The organism is Citrobacter telavivensis, from assembly GCF_041807075.1.
GTDB lineage: Bacteria > Pseudomonadota > Gammaproteobacteria > Enterobacterales > Enterobacteriaceae > Citrobacter_A > Citrobacter_A telavivensis.
The window spans coordinates 527,997-542,718 of sequence record NZ_JBGUBF010000001.1 but is presented as its reverse complement, the minus strand read 5'-3'; the positions used below and the strand labels follow the sequence as shown (position 1 = coordinate 542,718).

Sequence of the window (14,722 nt, the reverse complement as noted above, 5' to 3'; positions counted from 1 at the left end):
ACCATCATGAGTCAATTCAACCCCGTCGATCATCCGCATCGCCGCTTTAATCTCCTCACCGGACAGTGGATTCTGGTCTCGCCGCATCGTGCTAAACGCCCCTGGCAGGGGGCGCAAGAAACGCCTTCTAACGACGCGCTGCCAGCACACGATCCGGACTGCTTCCTGTGTGCAGGCAATACCCGCGTCACTGGCGATAAGAACCCGGATTACCGCGGGACGTTCGTCTTCACCAACGACTTCGCGGCGCTGATGACCGACACGCCCGACGCGCCGGACAGTCACGATCCGCTGATGCGCTGCCAGAGCGCACGCGGCACCAGTCGCGTTATTTGCTTTTCGCCGGATCACAGCAAAACCCTGCCGGAGCTTAGCGTTCCCGCCCTGACAGAAATTGTGAAAACCTGGCAAGAGCAAACCGCAGATCTCGGGAAACACTATCCCTGGGTGCAGGTTTTTGAAAACAAAGGCGCGGCGATGGGGTGCTCGAACCCCCACCCCCACGGACAGATTTGGGCCAACAGTTTCCTGCCAAACGAAGCCGAACGCGAAGATCGTCTGCAAAAAGCCTGGTTGGCTGAGCAGGGGTCACCGATGCTGGTCGACTACGTACAGCGCGAACTGGCTGACGGCAGCCGTACGGTAGTGGAAACCGATCACTGGCTGGCGGTGGTGCCTTACTGGGCGGCCTGGCCGTTCGAAACGCTATTGCTGCCGAAAGCGCATGTACTACGCATCACCGATTTGACCGACGAACAGCGTGCAGACCTGGCGCTGGCGTTGAAAAAACTGACCAGTCGTTATGACAATCTCTTCCAGTGCTCTTTCCCGTATTCGATGGGCTGGCACGGCGCGCCGTTTAACGGTGAAGAGAATGGCCACTGGCAGTTGCACGCGCACTTTTATCCGCCGTTACTGCGCTCCGCGACCGTCCGTAAATTTATGGTCGGTTACGAAATGCTGGCAGAGACCCAGCGCGATCTCACAGCGGAACAAGCGGCAGAACGTCTGCGCGCGGTCAGCGACATCCATTTTCGCGAATCCGGAGTATAAAAATGAGTCTGAAAGAGAAAACACAATCTCTGTTTGCAGAAATTTTCGGCTACCCTGCGACCCACACTATTCAGGCACCAGGCCGCGTCAACCTTATCGGTGAGCATACCGATTATAACGACGGCTTTGTGCTACCCTGCGCCATTGACTATCAAACCGTCATCAGTTGCGCTGCCCGCAACGACCGCCTGATCCGCGTTATTGCTGCCGATTACGATAATCAGACTGACGAGTTCTCCCTTGATGCCCCCATCGTGACTCACGACAGCCAGCAATGGTCAAACTATGTGCGCGGCGTGGTGAAACACCTGTTAAAACGTGACAGCAGCTTTGGCGGCGCGGACCTGGTCATCAGCGGTAATGTTCCGCAGGGCGCGGGCCTGAGCTCTTCCGCCTCGCTGGAAGTGGCGGTCGGTACTGTGTTCCAGCAGCTCTATCATCTGCCGCTGGACGGCGCACAGATTGCGCTTAACGGTCAGGAAGCGGAAAACCAGTTTGTCGGTTGTAACTGCGGAATTATGGATCAGCTCATCTCCGCGCTGGGTAAGAAAGATCATGCCCTGCTGATCGACTGCCGGACGCTGGGCACCAAAGCGGTCTCGATGCCAGAAGGCGTGGCGATTGTGATCATCAATAGCAACTTTAAGCGCACGCTGGTCGGCAGCGAGTACAACACACGCCGTCAACAGTGCGAAACGGGCGCACGTTTCTTCCAGCAACCGGCATTGCGCGATGTCAGCCTCGAGGCTTTTAACGCCGTGGCGAATGAACTGGACCCACTGGTTGCCAAACGCGTCCGTCACGTGTTAACTGAGAATGCGCGGACGGTAGAAGCTGCCAGCGCGCTGGAAAAAGGCGATCTGCACCGCATGGGGCAACTGATGGCGGAATCGCACGCATCAATGCGTGATGATTTCGAAATCACCGTGCCGCAGATTGATACGCTGGTTGACATCGTCAAAGCCACGATTGGCGACAAAGGCGGCGTGCGCATGACCGGCGGCGGGTTTGGCGGCTGCATCGTCGCACTGATGCCGGAAGCGCTGGTCCCAGCGGTCCAGCAGGCCGTCGCCGAGCAGTACGAAGCCAAAACCGGTATCAAAGAAACTTTCTATGTGTGCAAACCATCACAAGGAGCAGGACAGTGCTGAATGAAACACCTGCACTGGCACCCGATGGTCAGCCGTACCGCCTGTTAACCCTGCGTAATAGCGCAGGGATGGTGGTCACGCTGATGGACTGGGGTGCTACATTACTCTCGGCCCGCATTCCCCTTTCCGACGGCTGTGTGCGTGAAGCGCTGCTGGGCTGTGCCAGTCCGGAACATTATCAGGAGCAAGCGGCGTTTCTGGGTGCCTCAATTGGTCGTTACGCCAACCGTATCGCCGACAGTCGCTACGTCCTCAACGGGGAAACGGTGACCCTGCAACCAAGCCAGGGCGTCAACCAGTTGCACGGTGGGCCGGACGGATTTGATAAACGCCGCTGGCAAATCGTTAACCATAACGAGCGTCAGGTTCTGTTTGCCATAAGCTCAGACGATGGCGATCAGGGGTTTCCGGGCAACCTTTGCGCCACGGTGCAGTATCGTCTGACCGATGACAACCGCATCTCCATTACCTATCGCGCGACGGTGGACAAGCCGTGTCCGGTGAATCTGACCAACCACGTCTACTTCAACCTCGACGGCGATCAGACCGACGTGCGCAACCACAAGTTGCAGCTTCTGGCGGATGAGTATCTGCCGGTTGATGAAGGCGGGATCCCACGCGATGGTCTGAAACCGGTCGCCGGAACCTCATTTGATTTCCGCACCGCGAAGGTTATCGCCAGTGAGTTTCTTGCCGATGACGACCAGCGCAAAGTGAAGGGTTACGATCACGCCTTCCTGTTGCAGGCACAAGGCGACAGTAAAAAGCCGGTAGCCCTGCTCTCTTCAGAGGACGGGAAGTTGCAGATGGAGGTCTACACGTCGGCTCCGGCGCTACAGTTCTACTCCGGTAACTTTCTCGGTGGCACCTCTTCGCGCGGACCGAACGCCTACAGCGACTATCAGGGTCTGGCGCTGGAGAGTGAATTCCTGCCGGACAGCCCGAACCATCCGGAATGGCCGCAGCCAGACTGCGTTCTGCGCCCCGGCGAAGAGTACACCAGCCTGACGGAATATCGCTTTATTCCTGTTTGACGTAACATGTAACATGCCCGATGGCGCAAGCTTATCGGGCCTACAGAATCTGTTTTGTTCAAATCCCCACCACTCAAAGACAAAATCGCAACTCAGAGTTCACAAGAACCTTACACTGCTGCACTATTTTCGCTATGGTTATGCGTAAGCATTGCCGCTGACCTGCCACGGCAATATAATGAGAATTATTATCATTCGATAAAGCTTGAGGAGTGAGAGTATGGCTGTAACTAAGCTGGTTCTGGTACGCCACGGCGAAAGCCAGTGGAACAATGAAAACCGCTTCACCGGTTGGTACGACGTTGACCTGTCCGAAAAAGGCGTGGGCGAAGCGAAAGCGGCAGGCAAACTACTGAAAGCTGAAGGCTATAGCTTCGATTTTGCTTATACCTCCGTGCTGAAACGTGCCATCCACACGCTGTGGAACGTACTGGATGAACTGGATCAGGCCTGGTTGCCGGTGGAGAAATCCTGGAAGCTGAACGAACGTCACTACGGGGCGTTGCAGGGTCTGAATAAAGCGGAAACCGCTGAAAAGTACGGTGACGAGCAGGTTAAACAGTGGCGTCGTGGTTTCGCGGTGACCCCGCCGGAACTGACCAAAGATGACGAGCGCTATCCGGGCCACGATCCGCGTTATGCCAAACTGACCGAAAAAGAGCTGCCGCTGACCGAAAGCCTGGCACTCACTATCGATCGCGTTATCCCTTACTGGAACGACACCATTCTGCCACGCATGAAGAGCGGCGAGCGTGTAATCATCGCGGCACACGGTAACTCCCTGCGCGCGTTGGTAAAATACCTCGATAACCTGAGCGAAGAAGAAATCCTCGAATTAAACATCCCAACCGGCGTACCGCTGGTGTATGAATTCGACGAAAACTTCAAGCCGCTCAAGCGCTACTATCTGGGTAATGCTGACGAGATCGCCGCGAAAGCCGCTGCCGTCGCCAACCAGGGTAAAGCGAAGTAATCTGAATGGCCCGGTGGCGAATGCTGACCGGGTCATTTTTCTTAAACTCCAGTCACCCCATCCAGCACCACCTGCGCCCTGCCCTGCGAGCAACGCTCCACGCGAGCCTGTACGTTATACACTTCCGCCAGACTTTCCGTGGTGATGACCTTTTCCGGCTCGCCGCTGGCGACCCGCTTTCCGGCTTTCAGCATCAGCACATGTTCACAATGGCGTAGCGCAATATTGATGTCATGTACTACCACCACCGTGACCATATTACGTAGCCGGGTTTCACGGCGAACGAGATCCATCACATGAAACTGGTAGTTCAGATCCAACGCGCTCAAAGGTTCATCGAGCAACAACAGCTCTGGACGGCGGATCAGCGATTGCGCCAGCCCCACAAGCTGCCGTTGCCCTCCCGAAAGCTGATCAAGATAGTGCAATGCCAGATGGGCAATCCCCAGTTGTTCGAGAATCGCCAGCACCTGTTCATCATCGCGTTTACCCAGCGCCCGCTGCGCGACATGGATCGACTCCAGAACATGCAAATGTACCCCTTGCGGCAGTGACTGGGGCAAAAACACGACGTTGGCGGCCCGCTCAGCCAGCGACAGCGCCGACAGGTTTTTTCCCCCAAGCATCATCTCACCCTGCGCTTTACTCAATCCGGCCAGCGCGCGTAACAAGGTGGACTTCCCGCAGCCGTTCGGCCCCAGCAGCGCGGTAATTTTACCGCGCGGCAGTTCGTCGACATGAAGATCGTCAATCACCGGTCGTTTTGGGTAGCCCGCAGTGACGCCCCGCAGGATCAAGCCACTCATGACATGCTCCCCCGGTGGCGCAAAATAATGCTCAGAAAGAACGGGACGCCCACCAGCGAGGTGACAATGCCCACCGGAATGATGATACCGGGAAGGATGTTCTTCGAGGCAACAGAGGCCAGAGAGAGCACCAGCCCGCCCGTCAGGATGCTGCCAGGCAGATAGAAGCGGTGATCTTCACCAAACAGCAGACGTGAGATGTGCGGTGCCACCAGGCCGATGAAGCCAATCGGGCCGACGAAGGCCACTGAAAGTGCGGACAGCAGGCTGATGCGCAACAGCGACGACAGGCGTAAGCGGCGTACGTCGATGCCAAAACTCATCGCCCGATCCTCCCCCAGTCGCAGCGCGGTCAGTTGCCAGGCGCTGCGCATTGACCACGCGCCGACGCAGATAAACGCCAACGCCAGTACGGCCAGCTTTTCCCACGACGCCCGCGCCAGACTGCCCATTGTCCAGAACACCAGCCCCTGTAACGTATCCTCATCGGCCACAAACTGCATCATCGACACCAGCGCATTAAAGGTAAACACCAGTGCAATACCAAACAGCACCACGCCAGAGGTCGCCACGCGGGTCCAGCGGGTTATGCCGTCGAGCAACAGTGCAGAGAGCAACGCAAAAATGAAGGCATTTGCTGGAATGAACCACGCGTCAGGAATACCAGGAATGCCGATCCCCAGCACAATCGCCAGCGCCGCGCCAAATGCCGCTGCCGAAGAGACGCCCAACGTGAACGGACTCGCCAACGGATTATTGAGGATGGTCTGCATCTCAGCCCCGGCCAGCCCCAGCGCCATGCCCACCAATAGTGCCATGAGGGCGTAAGGCAGGCGGATTTCCCAGACGATAACCCGGGTGCCGCCGCTGGCGCTCATTGGATGAATCAGCGTTTGCCAGAGCTCGCCGATTGGCAAACCTGACGGGCCAAGCGTGAAATCCAGCAACAGCGAGCCGACAATCGCCAGTACGCTCATCAGCACCAACAACACACGCGTGCGGATGATCCTGCGATATTGCGCATTAATGGCATCATCAATGGGTGTCTGAGAAAGAAGAGACATAGCGAGTAACGGGAGTTGGCGAATGAAGGCCGAATTATAGCGCACTTGCCACACGCTATATAAGAAATTATATCTCGATAGATTGTTAGACGACGAAGAGACAAAAAAGCCGACTCCAGGAGTCGGCTTTTCAGGTTTAGGACGTTTTATCCGCGACGCGCTTTTACCGCATCCGCGAGTTGGCGCAGGATAGTGTCGGTATCTTCCCAGTTAATACAGGCATCGGTAATGCTTTTACCGTACACCAGCGGTTCACCACTGTCCGGATTCTGATTACCTTCAACCAAATGGCTTTCAATCATCACGCCCATAATGGCTGTCTCACCGTTGGCGATTTGCTGACACACATCGGCCCCGACTTCCATCTGCTTTTTAAACTGCTTACAGGAGTTGGCATGGCTGAAATCAATCATGATTTGCGCGGGCAGACCCGCTTTCGCCAGACCTTCTTTCACCGCCGCTACGTGTGCAGCGCTGTAGTTCGGCTCTTTGCCGCCGCGCAGAATGATATGGCAGTCGCCGTTACCGCTGGTGTTCACAATGGCGGAGTGACCCCATTTGGTGACCGAGAGGAAGCAGTGTGGCGCACCGGCAGCGTTGATGGCATCAATCGCCACTTTGATGGTGCCATCGGTACCGTTCTTGAAGCCAACCGGACAAGAGAGACCCGACGCCAGCTCACGGTGAACCTGAGATTCTGTGGTACGCGCGCCAATCGCGCCCCAGCTCATCATGTCCGCCAGATATTGCGGGGTAATCATATCGAGGAATTCACCAGCCGTCGGCAGGCCGCTGTCATTGATATCCAGCAGCAGCTTACGCGCAATACGCAGACCGTCATTAATCTGGAAGCTGTTATCCATGTGCGGATCGTTAATCAGCCCTTTCCAGCCAACGGTCGTACGCGGTTTCTCAAAGTAGACACGCATGACGATTTCCAGCTCGCCTTTCAGCGCTTCGCGCAGCGCCAGCAGTCGACCCGCGTACTCTTTCGCCGCGACGGGATCATGAATTGAGCACGGCCCAATCACCACCAGCAGGCGATCGTCATTCCCTTTCAAAATTTTGTGAATGGCTTTACGCGCATGGGCAACCGTGTTGGCGGCATTTTCTGTAGCGGGGAATTTTTCCAGCAGTGCGACAGGGGGTAATAACTCGTTGATCTCTTTAATACGTAAATCGTCGTTCTGATAATTCATGATTATTCCAGCGTTGCCATACTTATATAAATGAATGCAATCCCTCCAATCTATATCCTCAGTCTAAAAGTGTAAACGGGCTTTTACACTTCGGACGGATTAATCCTGGAATTTAGCTGAAAAACGCCAGAAAGTAGCGGAAAACGAGATCTAACCTACAATTTTTAACTGCAACCACTCTGTTTGTGAATTTTTTCAAGATTCTCTACTGAGCTATTGCGCTCATCTGGGATCTTCAACCATTGCCTGACCCTTTGACTGGCATATGCACTGTTGGAAGACGTTATCCGACATCTCAACCAAAACAGGAGCATCTTATGAAAATGACAAAATTGGCTTCACTTTTTTTGACCGCCACGCTCAGCCTCGCCAGCAGCGCTGCACTGGCCGCCGAATCCAACACCCAGAGCAATAATGGCCAGGCGAACGCCGCCGCCGACGCCGGCCAGGTTGCCCCGGATGCAAAAGAAAACGTCGCCCCGAATAATGTCGATAACGACAACATCAATTCTGGCGGCACGATGCTGCATCCAAATGGCTCATCCATGAATCAGGAGGGAATGACCCAGGATGAAGTACACAAAAACACAATGTGTAAGGACGGGCGCTGCCCGGACATGAACAAAAAAGTGGAAACCGGTGATGGCATGAACAACGATGTTGATAGCAAAACCGATGGTACCACCCAGTAAAACTGAAAACCGGACTAATCCGGACTAATAATGGGAGAGCCCAGGCTCTCCTTTTTATTTTATTCGTCCAGAAACGGTATGATGTCATACAGTTAAGATAAGAATAACCAAGGGATGACATTATGGCGCACTCACACTCTCATTCTGCCCCGCACCTGCCCGAGGATGGCAACGCCCGCCGACTGCTGCTCGCATTTTGCATCACTGCGGGCTTTATGTTGCTGGAGGTGGTGGGAGGAATTTTATCCGGATCGCTGGCGCTACTCGCCGATGCCGGACATATGCTGACCGATGCCGCCGCGCTGTTGTTTGCACTACTGGCCGTCCAGTTTGCCCGCCGACCACCAACTATCCGCCACACCTTCGGCTGGCTGAGGCTGACAACGCTGGCCGCCTTCGTCAACGCGATTGCGCTGGTGGTCATTACGATTTTAATCGTCTGGGAGGCGATTGAGCGCTTCTACACGCCGCGTCCGGTGGCAGGCGGTATGATGATGATCATCGCCGTCGCTGGCTTGCTGGCAAACATCTTTGCCTTCTGGATCCTGCATCGTGGCAGCGAAGAAAAGAACCTCAACGTACGCGCCGCGGCACTGCATGTGATGGGCGATTTACTGGGGTCGGTCGGGGCTATCATCGCGGCGGTAATTATTATCTGGACCGGCTGGACGCCCGCTGACCCGATTCTGTCAATACTGGTCTCGCTGCTGGTTCTGCGGAGCGCGTGGCGCTTATTGAAAGATAGCGTGAATGAGTTACTGGAAGCTGCCCCGGTTTCGCTGGATATCGCTGCCCTGCAACGCCACCTCAGCCGGGAGCTTCCCGAAGTGCGTAATGTCCATCACGTGCACGTGTGGATGGTGGGTGAAAAACCGGTCATGACCCTGCATGTACAGGTGATTCCGCCGCACGATCATGACGGGCTACTGGAACGCATCCAGCACTTTCTGATTCATCATTACCAGATTGAACACGCCACCATTCAGATGGAATATCAGCCCTGTCACGGACCGGACTGCGATCTGAATCAGAAGGCATCCGGTCATTCACATCATCACCACTAATGGGACAGCGCGTGCGAGCCTCGTTCGCGTGCGCTGTTAATCCACATCCTGCTGCCGTTGAGCGCAATGAAGGTCAGGATCAAGTACTCCAACGACATCGCATAAACCCCCTGCAGGGCAAAGATCACGACGCTAATCACATTGATAACCACCCACAGCAGCCAGTTCTCGACGTATTTGCGAGTCATCAGGATCATCGCCACAATCGATAGCACCATCATACAGGAATCCCAGAACGGGAAGGCATCTGGCTGCAATTCCGGGACGGCGACCTGCAAGCCCAGCATCTGCATGAGCGTCACCGCAATGCGGGTCAAAAAGGCAAAAACCGGGTCGATATAAACCGTCATCAAACCGATCGCCACCACGCAAACCGCCAGCCAGCCCAGCGCCTTAGGCAGGGGCAGCCAGCGAATTTTGAGTTCCGCCTCGTTCTGCGTGGTCTGCCGCGACCAGGCGTACCAGCCGTAAATGTTGGCAGCGAAGAAGAAAAGTTGCAGCAGCAGGCTGGCGTAGAGTTGGATCTGAAAAAAGATGATCGCAAACAGCGTGACGTTAATCAGGCCGAAAGCGTAGTTGCTGATCTTCTCCATGCTGGCAAGGCCAATACACAGCAAACCGGCGATGGTGCCCACCGCTTCGATCCATGACAGATCGTACCCCCCTGCGCCGATTGGAATATGTACCAGAATGTTCTGCGTGCTAAAAAAGTCCATCTTTTCCCCCAGAGCGTTTGATTATCTACGCACGTAGTGTAGCCGCAAATTTCAGCATGCGGTTTAACGGCACGAGTGCGCCTTCTCGCAGCGCCTCATCAACGTGTATCTCATGGGTCTTCCCACCCTGCTCCAGGCCTTCAGCGATCGCTCTGAGGCCGTTCATCGCCATCCACGGACAGTGCGCACAGCTGCGGCAGGTGGCCCCTTCACCGGCTGTGGGGGCTTCCAGCAACTCTTTGCCCGGTACCGCCTGCTGCATTTTGTAGAAAATACCCCGATCGGTGGCGACAATAAGTTGCTGATGCGGCAGGGTTTTAGCTGCATTAATGAGCTGACTGGTCGAACCGACGGCATCGGCCATGTCCACTATCGACTGTGGTGATTCCGGATGAACCAGGATCGCGGCATCCGGGTATAGCCCTTTCATGCGGCTCAGCGCCTGCGTTTTGAACTCATCATGGACGATGCATGCTCCCTGCCAGCAGAGGACATCCGCCCCCGTCTGCTTCTGGACATATTTCCCGAGATGGCGATCCGGTGCCCAGATGATTTTTTCACCCAAACTATCCAGATGCTCAATCAGTTCAACCGCAATGCTGGACGTCACCACCCAGTCGGCGCGGGCCTTAACCGCCGCGGAGGTATTCGCGTAGACCACGACAGTGCGATCCGGATGGGCATCGCAGAACGCGCTGAACGCGTCAATCGGACAGCCGAGATCTAACGAGCATTCCGCCTCAAGGGTTGGCATTAAAATGGTTTTTTCCGGGCTGAGGATTTTGGCCGTCTCGCCCATAAAGCGAACCCCTGCGACAAGCAGCGTGGAGGCGGGATGATTCGCGCCAAAGCGGGCCATCTCCAGTGAATCAGAGATACAACCGCCGGTCTCTTCAGCCAGTTGCTGGATTTCAGGGTCGGTGTAATAGTGCGCAACCATCACTGCATCACGCTCCTTCAGCAGGCGCTTGATCTTTTCGCGGTAGAACGCCTTTTCATCGGCGCTCAGCGGTACCGGCTTCGGGGGAAACGGATAGATTGCGGCTTCAGGGTCAAACATCACGCTCATCATGCTTTCTCGTTTTACTGGCTTAACGAAACAACCGACTTAAGGCGCGATGCATGCCATGTTCGGTCATATTTGTTTTATATGCTAAACAAGATAGCGGATTGAGCGGCAAAAGTCACAACAATTGCGCTTGCTAACGCCGGATGGCGACTGACGTCTTATCCGGCCTACAAGGGCGTAGCCATTGACCAGATCAATCATTGTAGGCCTGATAAGCGAAGCGCCATCAGGCATGACACAGGTTCGAATCATCAAATTCTGCGCATAGCAAAAAGGCGCCGCCAGCGCCCTCTTTACACTGGTGGGTCGTGCAGGATGACTCGCTTCGCTCGCCCTTCGGGCCGTCGCCGCCAGCGGCTCCGTTGTTTCGCTACGCTCAACACCGAACCTGCTGCAGGTTCGAATCATTAAATTCTGCGCATAGCAAAAAGGCGCCTTTAGGGCGCCTTTTTACACTGGTGGGTCGTGCAGGATTCGAACCTGCGACCAATTGATTAAAAGTCAACTGCTCTACCAACTGAGCTAACGACCCATATGGGGTTTACTGCTTTATTCTTTTCAGGAACCCACTTTGATATTGGTGGGGCGTGCAGGATTCGAACCTGCGACCAATTGATTAAAAGTCAACTGCTCTACCAACTGAGCTAACGCCCCATTCGGGTGTTACCTGAAAGATTTTTTACTCGGCACCAATTCGATATTTAATATTAAATTGGTGGGTCGTGCAGGATTCGAACCTGCGACCAATTGATTAAAAGTCAACTGCTCTACCAACTGAGCTAACGACCCGAGTGGTGGGTGATGACGGGATCGAACCGCCGACCCCCTCCTTGTAAGGGAGGTGCTCTCCCAGCTGAGCTAATCACCCGATACTACGCTGGATACTACTGACTAACTTTACCAGTGATGGTCATGCAGGATGACTCGGCTTCGCCTCGCCCTACGGGCCGTTGCTGACGCAACGTTATCCTTCACGTTTAACTATCGCTTTCCACCGTAACGATTGGTGGGTCGTGCAGGATTCGAACCTGCGACCAATTGATTAAAAGTCAACTGCTCTACCAACTGAGCTAACGACCCACTTTTGCGTTGTTTTCAGGATGTTTGATATCCCGTGGCAACGGCGGCATATATTACTGATTTCAGAATTGAGCGCAACAAAAATTTCGATGCAGATCACTCAACTGCTTAGGAATCGCACGACACGACCAGAAATAATTCAATTTCTGGTCGCATGCTGTGCATTACATCGCACCAAGACGTTTCTGCGCTTGTTTCGCGCCTTCGGTGCCTGGGTATTTGCTGATAACCTGCTGATATACCGCTTTTGCTTTCGCACTGTCACCTTTGTCCTGCATGATCACGCCGACTTTATACATCGCGTCTGCAGCCTTAGGTGACTTCGGGTAGTTCTTCACCACCGAAGCAAAATAAAACGCGGCATCATCTTTTTTACCCTTGTTGTAATTCAACTGACCGAGCCAATAGTTGGCATTCGGCTGATAGGTCGAATCAGGGTACTTTTTGATGAAGTTCTGGAATGCCACAATCGCATCATCCTGGCGGGATTTGTCCTGTACCAGGGCAATTGCTGCATTGTAATCGGTATTCGCGTCACCGCTTTGTACCGGCGCTCCCGACGTCGCAGCACCCGCATCAGGCGCAGGTGTCGCTGCCCCCGCGGCTGCTCCGCTCTGATCGCCGCTTGCAGGCTGCGCGGCAGCGCCACCGCTGCTCAAACTGTCCATCTGCAGCAGGATCTGCTTCTGACGTTCAACGACCTGATTCAGTTGATACTGACTTTCCTGAATTTGACCACGCAGGGAGTCGATATCGGCCTGATTATCAGAGAGTTGCTGCTGGAGTTGGGTTAAAAGCTGGCTGTGAGCGTTAGAAATACGCTCGAGTTGAGTGACACGGTCTTCGACCGAGCCTGAGCCGACACTACTGATTGGCGCCTGAGCAAAAGCGGCCCAGGGGGCCGCTATGCCAACCAGTAACGACAGACTCAACAGATGATGTCTGAAGTTACTGCTCATGCAATTCTCTTAGTAAACCAGTACGGCACGACGGTTTTTGGAGTAAGCCGCTTCGTCGTGACCCAGTACTGCAGGTTTTTCTTTACCGTAAGAAACGATGGAGATCTGGTCAGCAGAAACGCCTTTACCCTGCAGGTACATCTTAACAGCGTTCGCACGACGTTCACCCAGGGAGATGTTGTACTCAGGAGTACCACGTTCGTCCGCGTGACCTTCTACGGTGACTTTGTAAGACGGGTTGCTACGCAGGAAGTTAGCGTGTGCATCCAGCATTGCAGCGAAGTCAGAACGGATATCGTACTTGTCCAGATCGAAGTAAACGATGTTGTTCTGCTGCAGTTGTTGCATCTGCAGACGCGCTTGCTCTTCGGAGGACATGTTGCCGCTGCCGTTTGCATCCATACCAGTGCCGGCACCCAGCATGCCTTCGCTGCCGTCATTGCTGGCGTTCTTGTTAGAAGAACATGCCGCAATAGCCATAACAGGCAGAGCAATCATCAGCCCTTTCAGCACTTTGTTCAGTTGCATTTCAATGATTCCTTTATTAATCAATTATTTATTATCACAGATACGGCGACCAGGCAGGGAATTTAACCTGTCCATCAGTTGCCGGAAGACGCGCTTTGAAACGCCCATCTGTAGAAACCAAATTCAGCACGGATCCCATCCCCTGAGAAGAGCTGTAGATTACCATAGTGCCGTTAGGTGCCAGACTTGGCGTTTCGTCCAGGAACGTTGACGACAGAACTTGTACGCCACCCGCTACCAGATCTTGTTTGGCAATGTGTTGTTGCCCACTATTTGAGCTTACCATTACCATAAATTTGCCGTCGCTGCTGACATCAGCATCCTGGTTTTGTGAACCTTCCCAGGTAATACGCTGCGGAGCACCGCCGTTAACATTAACTTTATACACTTGCGGACGACCCGCCTGATCCGACGTAAAGGCCAGGTTCTGGCTGTCCGGGAACCAAGTCGGCTCCGTATTGTTGCTGCGACCATCCGTCACCTGACGGATCTGACCAGAGCCGATATCCATCACATACAGGTTCAGGCTCCCGGTTTTAGACAGGGCAAACGCCAGTTTGCTGCCATCCGGAGAAAACGCCGGCGCACCGTTGTGACGCGGGAATGACGCAACCTGACGCACCGCCCCGTTAGACAGCGTCTGGATAACCAGCGCAGAACGGCCACTTTCGAAGGTGACATACGCCAGTTTTGAACCGTCCGGAGACCAGGCCGGAGACATCAACGGCTGCGGTGAACGGTGAACCACAAACTGGTTGTAGCCATCATAGTCAGACACGCGCAGTTCATACGGGAACTGGCCGCCGTTAGTCTGGACAACATACGCGATACGGGTACGGAATGCGCCTTTAATGCCGGTCAGTTTCTCAAACACTTCGTCACTGGCAGTATGGCCGGCATAACGCAGCCACTGCTTGTTCACTTTGTAGGAGTTCTGAGCCAATACCGTACCTGGTGCGCCACCGGTATCCACCAGTTGATACGCGACATTGTAGGAACCGTCCGGATTCGGCGTCACCTGACCGACCACAACCGCATCAATCCCCAGTGCAGACCAGGCAGCAGGTTGTACTTCCTGCGCAGTCCCTGGTTGCTGTGGCAAACGAGACCGGTCTAACGGATTGAATTTACCGCTGTTGCGCAGGTCTGCGCCAACGATACCACCAATATCTTCAGGTGCAGCACCCGGCCCTGCCCACTGGAATGGCACAACGCCAATCGGGCGCGCCGAGTCCACCCCCTGGGTTATCTCGATACGAACTTCTGCGTGCAGCACCGCTGCCCACAGCATTAGAAAACCAAATGCTACTCGTAATGCCTGCTTCATCATATCT

General features: G+C 54.6%; 14 protein-coding genes, 5 tRNA genes and 1 other RNA gene. 6 read left to right on the top strand and 14 right to left on the bottom strand.

Translation table 11 applies throughout. The annotated features are described in order from the left end of the window. Nucleotides 1–6 precede the first annotated feature (6 nt). The 4 genes from galT to gpmA all read left to right on the top strand — a co-directional run bounded on the left by galT (nucleotide 7) and on the right by gpmA (nucleotide 4,211). Nucleotides 7–1,053: a galactose-1-phosphate uridylyltransferase gene (gene galT / locus ACERJC_RS02535; protein ID WP_373670932.1), complete on the top strand. Its 1,047-nt coding sequence runs from the start codon at nucleotides 7–9 to the stop codon at nucleotides 1,051–1,053. A 2-nt stretch (nucleotides 1,054–1,055) separates the two neighbouring features. Then, the gene (gene galK, locus ACERJC_RS02530) at nucleotides 1,056–2,204 is read left to right on the top strand and encodes a galactokinase (RefSeq protein ID WP_286632913.1); all 1,149 of its coding nucleotides are present in this window, start codon (nucleotides 1,056–1,058) and stop codon (nucleotides 2,202–2,204) included. Continuing rightward, complete coding sequence (galM, locus tag ACERJC_RS02525) at nucleotides 2,198–3,238, top strand: galactose-1-epimerase (protein ID WP_373670931.1); 1,041 nt, start codon at nucleotides 2,198–2,200, stop codon at nucleotides 3,236–3,238. Before galK ends, galM begins: the two co-directional genes overlap by 7 nt. 220 nt (nucleotides 3,239–3,458) lie before the next feature. Next, a complete protein-coding gene (gene gpmA, locus ACERJC_RS02520) occupies nucleotides 3,459–4,211 on the top strand; it encodes a 2,3-diphosphoglycerate-dependent phosphoglycerate mutase (RefSeq protein ID WP_042320535.1) in 753 nt (250 codons plus the stop codon). Between the two features lie 41 nt (nucleotides 4,212–4,252). Here the strand turns inward: gpmA and ACERJC_RS02515 are convergent, their stop codons facing one another. From ACERJC_RS02515 to aroG, 3 genes are all read right to left on the bottom strand, one after another. Then, entirely contained in the window at nucleotides 4,253–5,017 is a 765-nt protein-coding gene (locus ACERJC_RS02515) for an ABC transporter ATP-binding protein (protein ID WP_152405404.1), read from the bottom strand. Continuing rightward, the gene (locus ACERJC_RS02510) at nucleotides 5,014–6,081 is read right to left on the bottom strand and encodes a FecCD family ABC transporter permease (protein ID WP_373670930.1); all 1,068 of its coding nucleotides are present in this window, start codon (nucleotides 6,079–6,081) and stop codon (nucleotides 5,014–5,016) included. Before ACERJC_RS02510 ends, ACERJC_RS02515 begins: the two co-directional genes overlap by 4 nt. Nucleotides 6,082–6,227: 146 nt before the next feature. Further along, entirely contained in the window at nucleotides 6,228–7,280 is a 1,053-nt protein-coding gene (gene aroG, locus ACERJC_RS02505) for a 3-deoxy-7-phosphoheptulonate synthase AroG (protein WP_043001333.1), read from the bottom strand. A 317-nt stretch (nucleotides 7,281–7,597) separates the two neighbouring features. Here aroG and ACERJC_RS02500 point away from each other — a divergent pair, with 317 nt between their 5' ends. Continuing rightward, on the top strand, nucleotides 7,598–7,972 hold the full coding sequence (locus ACERJC_RS02500) for a YbgS-like family protein (protein WP_152405407.1): 375 nt from the start codon (nucleotides 7,598–7,600) through the stop codon (nucleotides 7,970–7,972). Nucleotides 7,973–8,094: 122 nt separating this feature from the next. After that, nucleotides 8,095–9,036: a CDF family zinc transporter ZitB gene (gene zitB, locus ACERJC_RS02495; RefSeq protein ID WP_373670929.1), complete on the top strand. Its 942-nt coding sequence runs from the start codon at nucleotides 8,095–8,097 to the stop codon at nucleotides 9,034–9,036. Here the strand turns inward: zitB and pnuC are convergent. The 11 genes from pnuC to tolB all read right to left on the bottom strand — a co-directional run bounded on the left by pnuC (nucleotide 9,033) and on the right by tolB (nucleotide 14,715). Continuing rightward, complete coding sequence (pnuC, locus tag ACERJC_RS02490; RefSeq protein WP_152405409.1) at nucleotides 9,033–9,752, bottom strand: nicotinamide riboside transporter PnuC; 720 nt, start codon at nucleotides 9,750–9,752, stop codon at nucleotides 9,033–9,035. The two genes, zitB and pnuC, sit on opposite strands and share 4 nt — an antisense overlap. Before the next feature lie 25 nt (nucleotides 9,753–9,777). Beyond that, the gene (gene nadA, locus ACERJC_RS02485; protein WP_152406369.1) at nucleotides 9,778–10,821 is read right to left on the bottom strand and encodes a quinolinate synthase NadA; all 1,044 of its coding nucleotides are present in this window, start codon (nucleotides 10,819–10,821) and stop codon (nucleotides 9,778–9,780) included. A gap of 299 nt (nucleotides 10,822–11,120) precedes the next feature. After that, nucleotides 11,121–11,255: non-coding RNA, RtT sRNA (locus tag ACERJC_RS02480), on the bottom strand. Nucleotides 11,256–11,277: 22 nt separating this feature from the next. Continuing rightward, nucleotides 11,278–11,353 (bottom strand) — tRNA-Lys (locus ACERJC_RS02475). Between the two features lie 46 nt (nucleotides 11,354–11,399). Beyond that, nucleotides 11,400–11,475: transfer RNA gene (locus tag ACERJC_RS02470), tRNA-Lys, on the bottom strand. Between the two features lie 59 nt (nucleotides 11,476–11,534). Further along, nucleotides 11,535–11,610 (bottom strand) — tRNA-Lys (locus ACERJC_RS02465). A 3-nt stretch (nucleotides 11,611–11,613) separates the two neighbouring features. Beyond that, nucleotides 11,614–11,689: transfer RNA gene (locus tag ACERJC_RS02460), tRNA-Val, on the bottom strand. A gap of 136 nt (nucleotides 11,690–11,825) precedes the next feature. Then, nucleotides 11,826–11,901, bottom strand: a tRNA-Lys gene (locus tag ACERJC_RS02455). A 164-nt stretch (nucleotides 11,902–12,065) separates the two neighbouring features. Then, nucleotides 12,066–12,860 (bottom strand): cell division protein CpoB, encoded by a 795-nt coding sequence (gene cpoB / locus ACERJC_RS02450; protein WP_152405410.1) that lies wholly within the window; start codon nucleotides 12,858–12,860, stop codon nucleotides 12,066–12,068. Between the two features lie 9 nt (nucleotides 12,861–12,869). Further along, nucleotides 12,870–13,388, bottom strand: a complete 519-nt coding sequence (pal, locus tag ACERJC_RS02445) for a peptidoglycan-associated lipoprotein Pal (RefSeq protein ID WP_006685431.1) — start codon at nucleotides 13,386–13,388, stop codon at nucleotides 12,870–12,872. A 34-nt stretch (nucleotides 13,389–13,422) separates the two neighbouring features. Beyond that, on the bottom strand, nucleotides 13,423–14,715 hold the full coding sequence (gene tolB / locus ACERJC_RS02440; RefSeq protein WP_152406370.1) for a Tol-Pal system beta propeller repeat protein TolB: 1,293 nt from the start codon (nucleotides 14,713–14,715) through the stop codon (nucleotides 13,423–13,425). Nucleotides 14,716–14,722: the final 7 nt, after the last annotated feature.

What these genes read in the sequence shown, in the direction of transcription:
- tolB (WP_152406370.1), bottom strand. Translation starts at nt 14,715, where the DNA reads ATGAAGCAGGCATTACGAGTAGCATTTGGTTTTCTAATGCTGTGGGCA.
- ACERJC_RS02510 (WP_373670930.1), bottom strand. Translation starts at nt 6,081, where the DNA reads ATGTCTCTTCTTTCTCAGACACCCATTGATGATGCCATTAATGCGCAA.
- pnuC (WP_152405409.1), bottom strand. Translation starts at nt 9,752, where the DNA reads ATGGACTTTTTTAGCACGCAGAACATTCTGGTACATATTCCAATCGGC.
- ACERJC_RS02515 (WP_152405404.1), bottom strand. Translation starts at nt 5,017, where the DNA reads ATGAGTGGCTTGATCCTGCGGGGCGTCACTGCGGGCTACCCAAAACGA.
- galK (WP_286632913.1), top strand. Translation starts at nt 1,056, where the DNA reads ATGAGTCTGAAAGAGAAAACACAATCTCTGTTTGCAGAAATTTTCGGC.
- galT (WP_373670932.1), top strand. Translation starts at nt 7, where the DNA reads ATGAGTCAATTCAACCCCGTCGATCATCCGCATCGCCGCTTTAATCTC.
- gpmA (WP_042320535.1), top strand. Translation starts at nt 3,459, where the DNA reads ATGGCTGTAACTAAGCTGGTTCTGGTACGCCACGGCGAAAGCCAGTGG.
- ACERJC_RS02500 (WP_152405407.1), top strand. Translation starts at nt 7,598, where the DNA reads ATGAAAATGACAAAATTGGCTTCACTTTTTTTGACCGCCACGCTCAGC.
- nadA (WP_152406369.1), bottom strand. Translation starts at nt 10,821, where the DNA reads ATGAGCGTGATGTTTGACCCTGAAGCCGCAATCTATCCGTTTCCCCCG.
- zitB (WP_373670929.1), top strand. Translation starts at nt 8,095, where the DNA reads ATGGCGCACTCACACTCTCATTCTGCCCCGCACCTGCCCGAGGATGGC.
- pal (WP_006685431.1), bottom strand. Translation starts at nt 13,388, where the DNA reads ATGCAACTGAACAAAGTGCTGAAAGGGCTGATGATTGCTCTGCCTGTT.
- aroG (WP_043001333.1), bottom strand. Translation starts at nt 7,280, where the DNA reads ATGAATTATCAGAACGACGATTTACGTATTAAAGAGATCAACGAGTTA.
- cpoB (WP_152405410.1), bottom strand. Translation starts at nt 12,860, where the DNA reads ATGAGCAGTAACTTCAGACATCATCTGTTGAGTCTGTCGTTACTGGTT.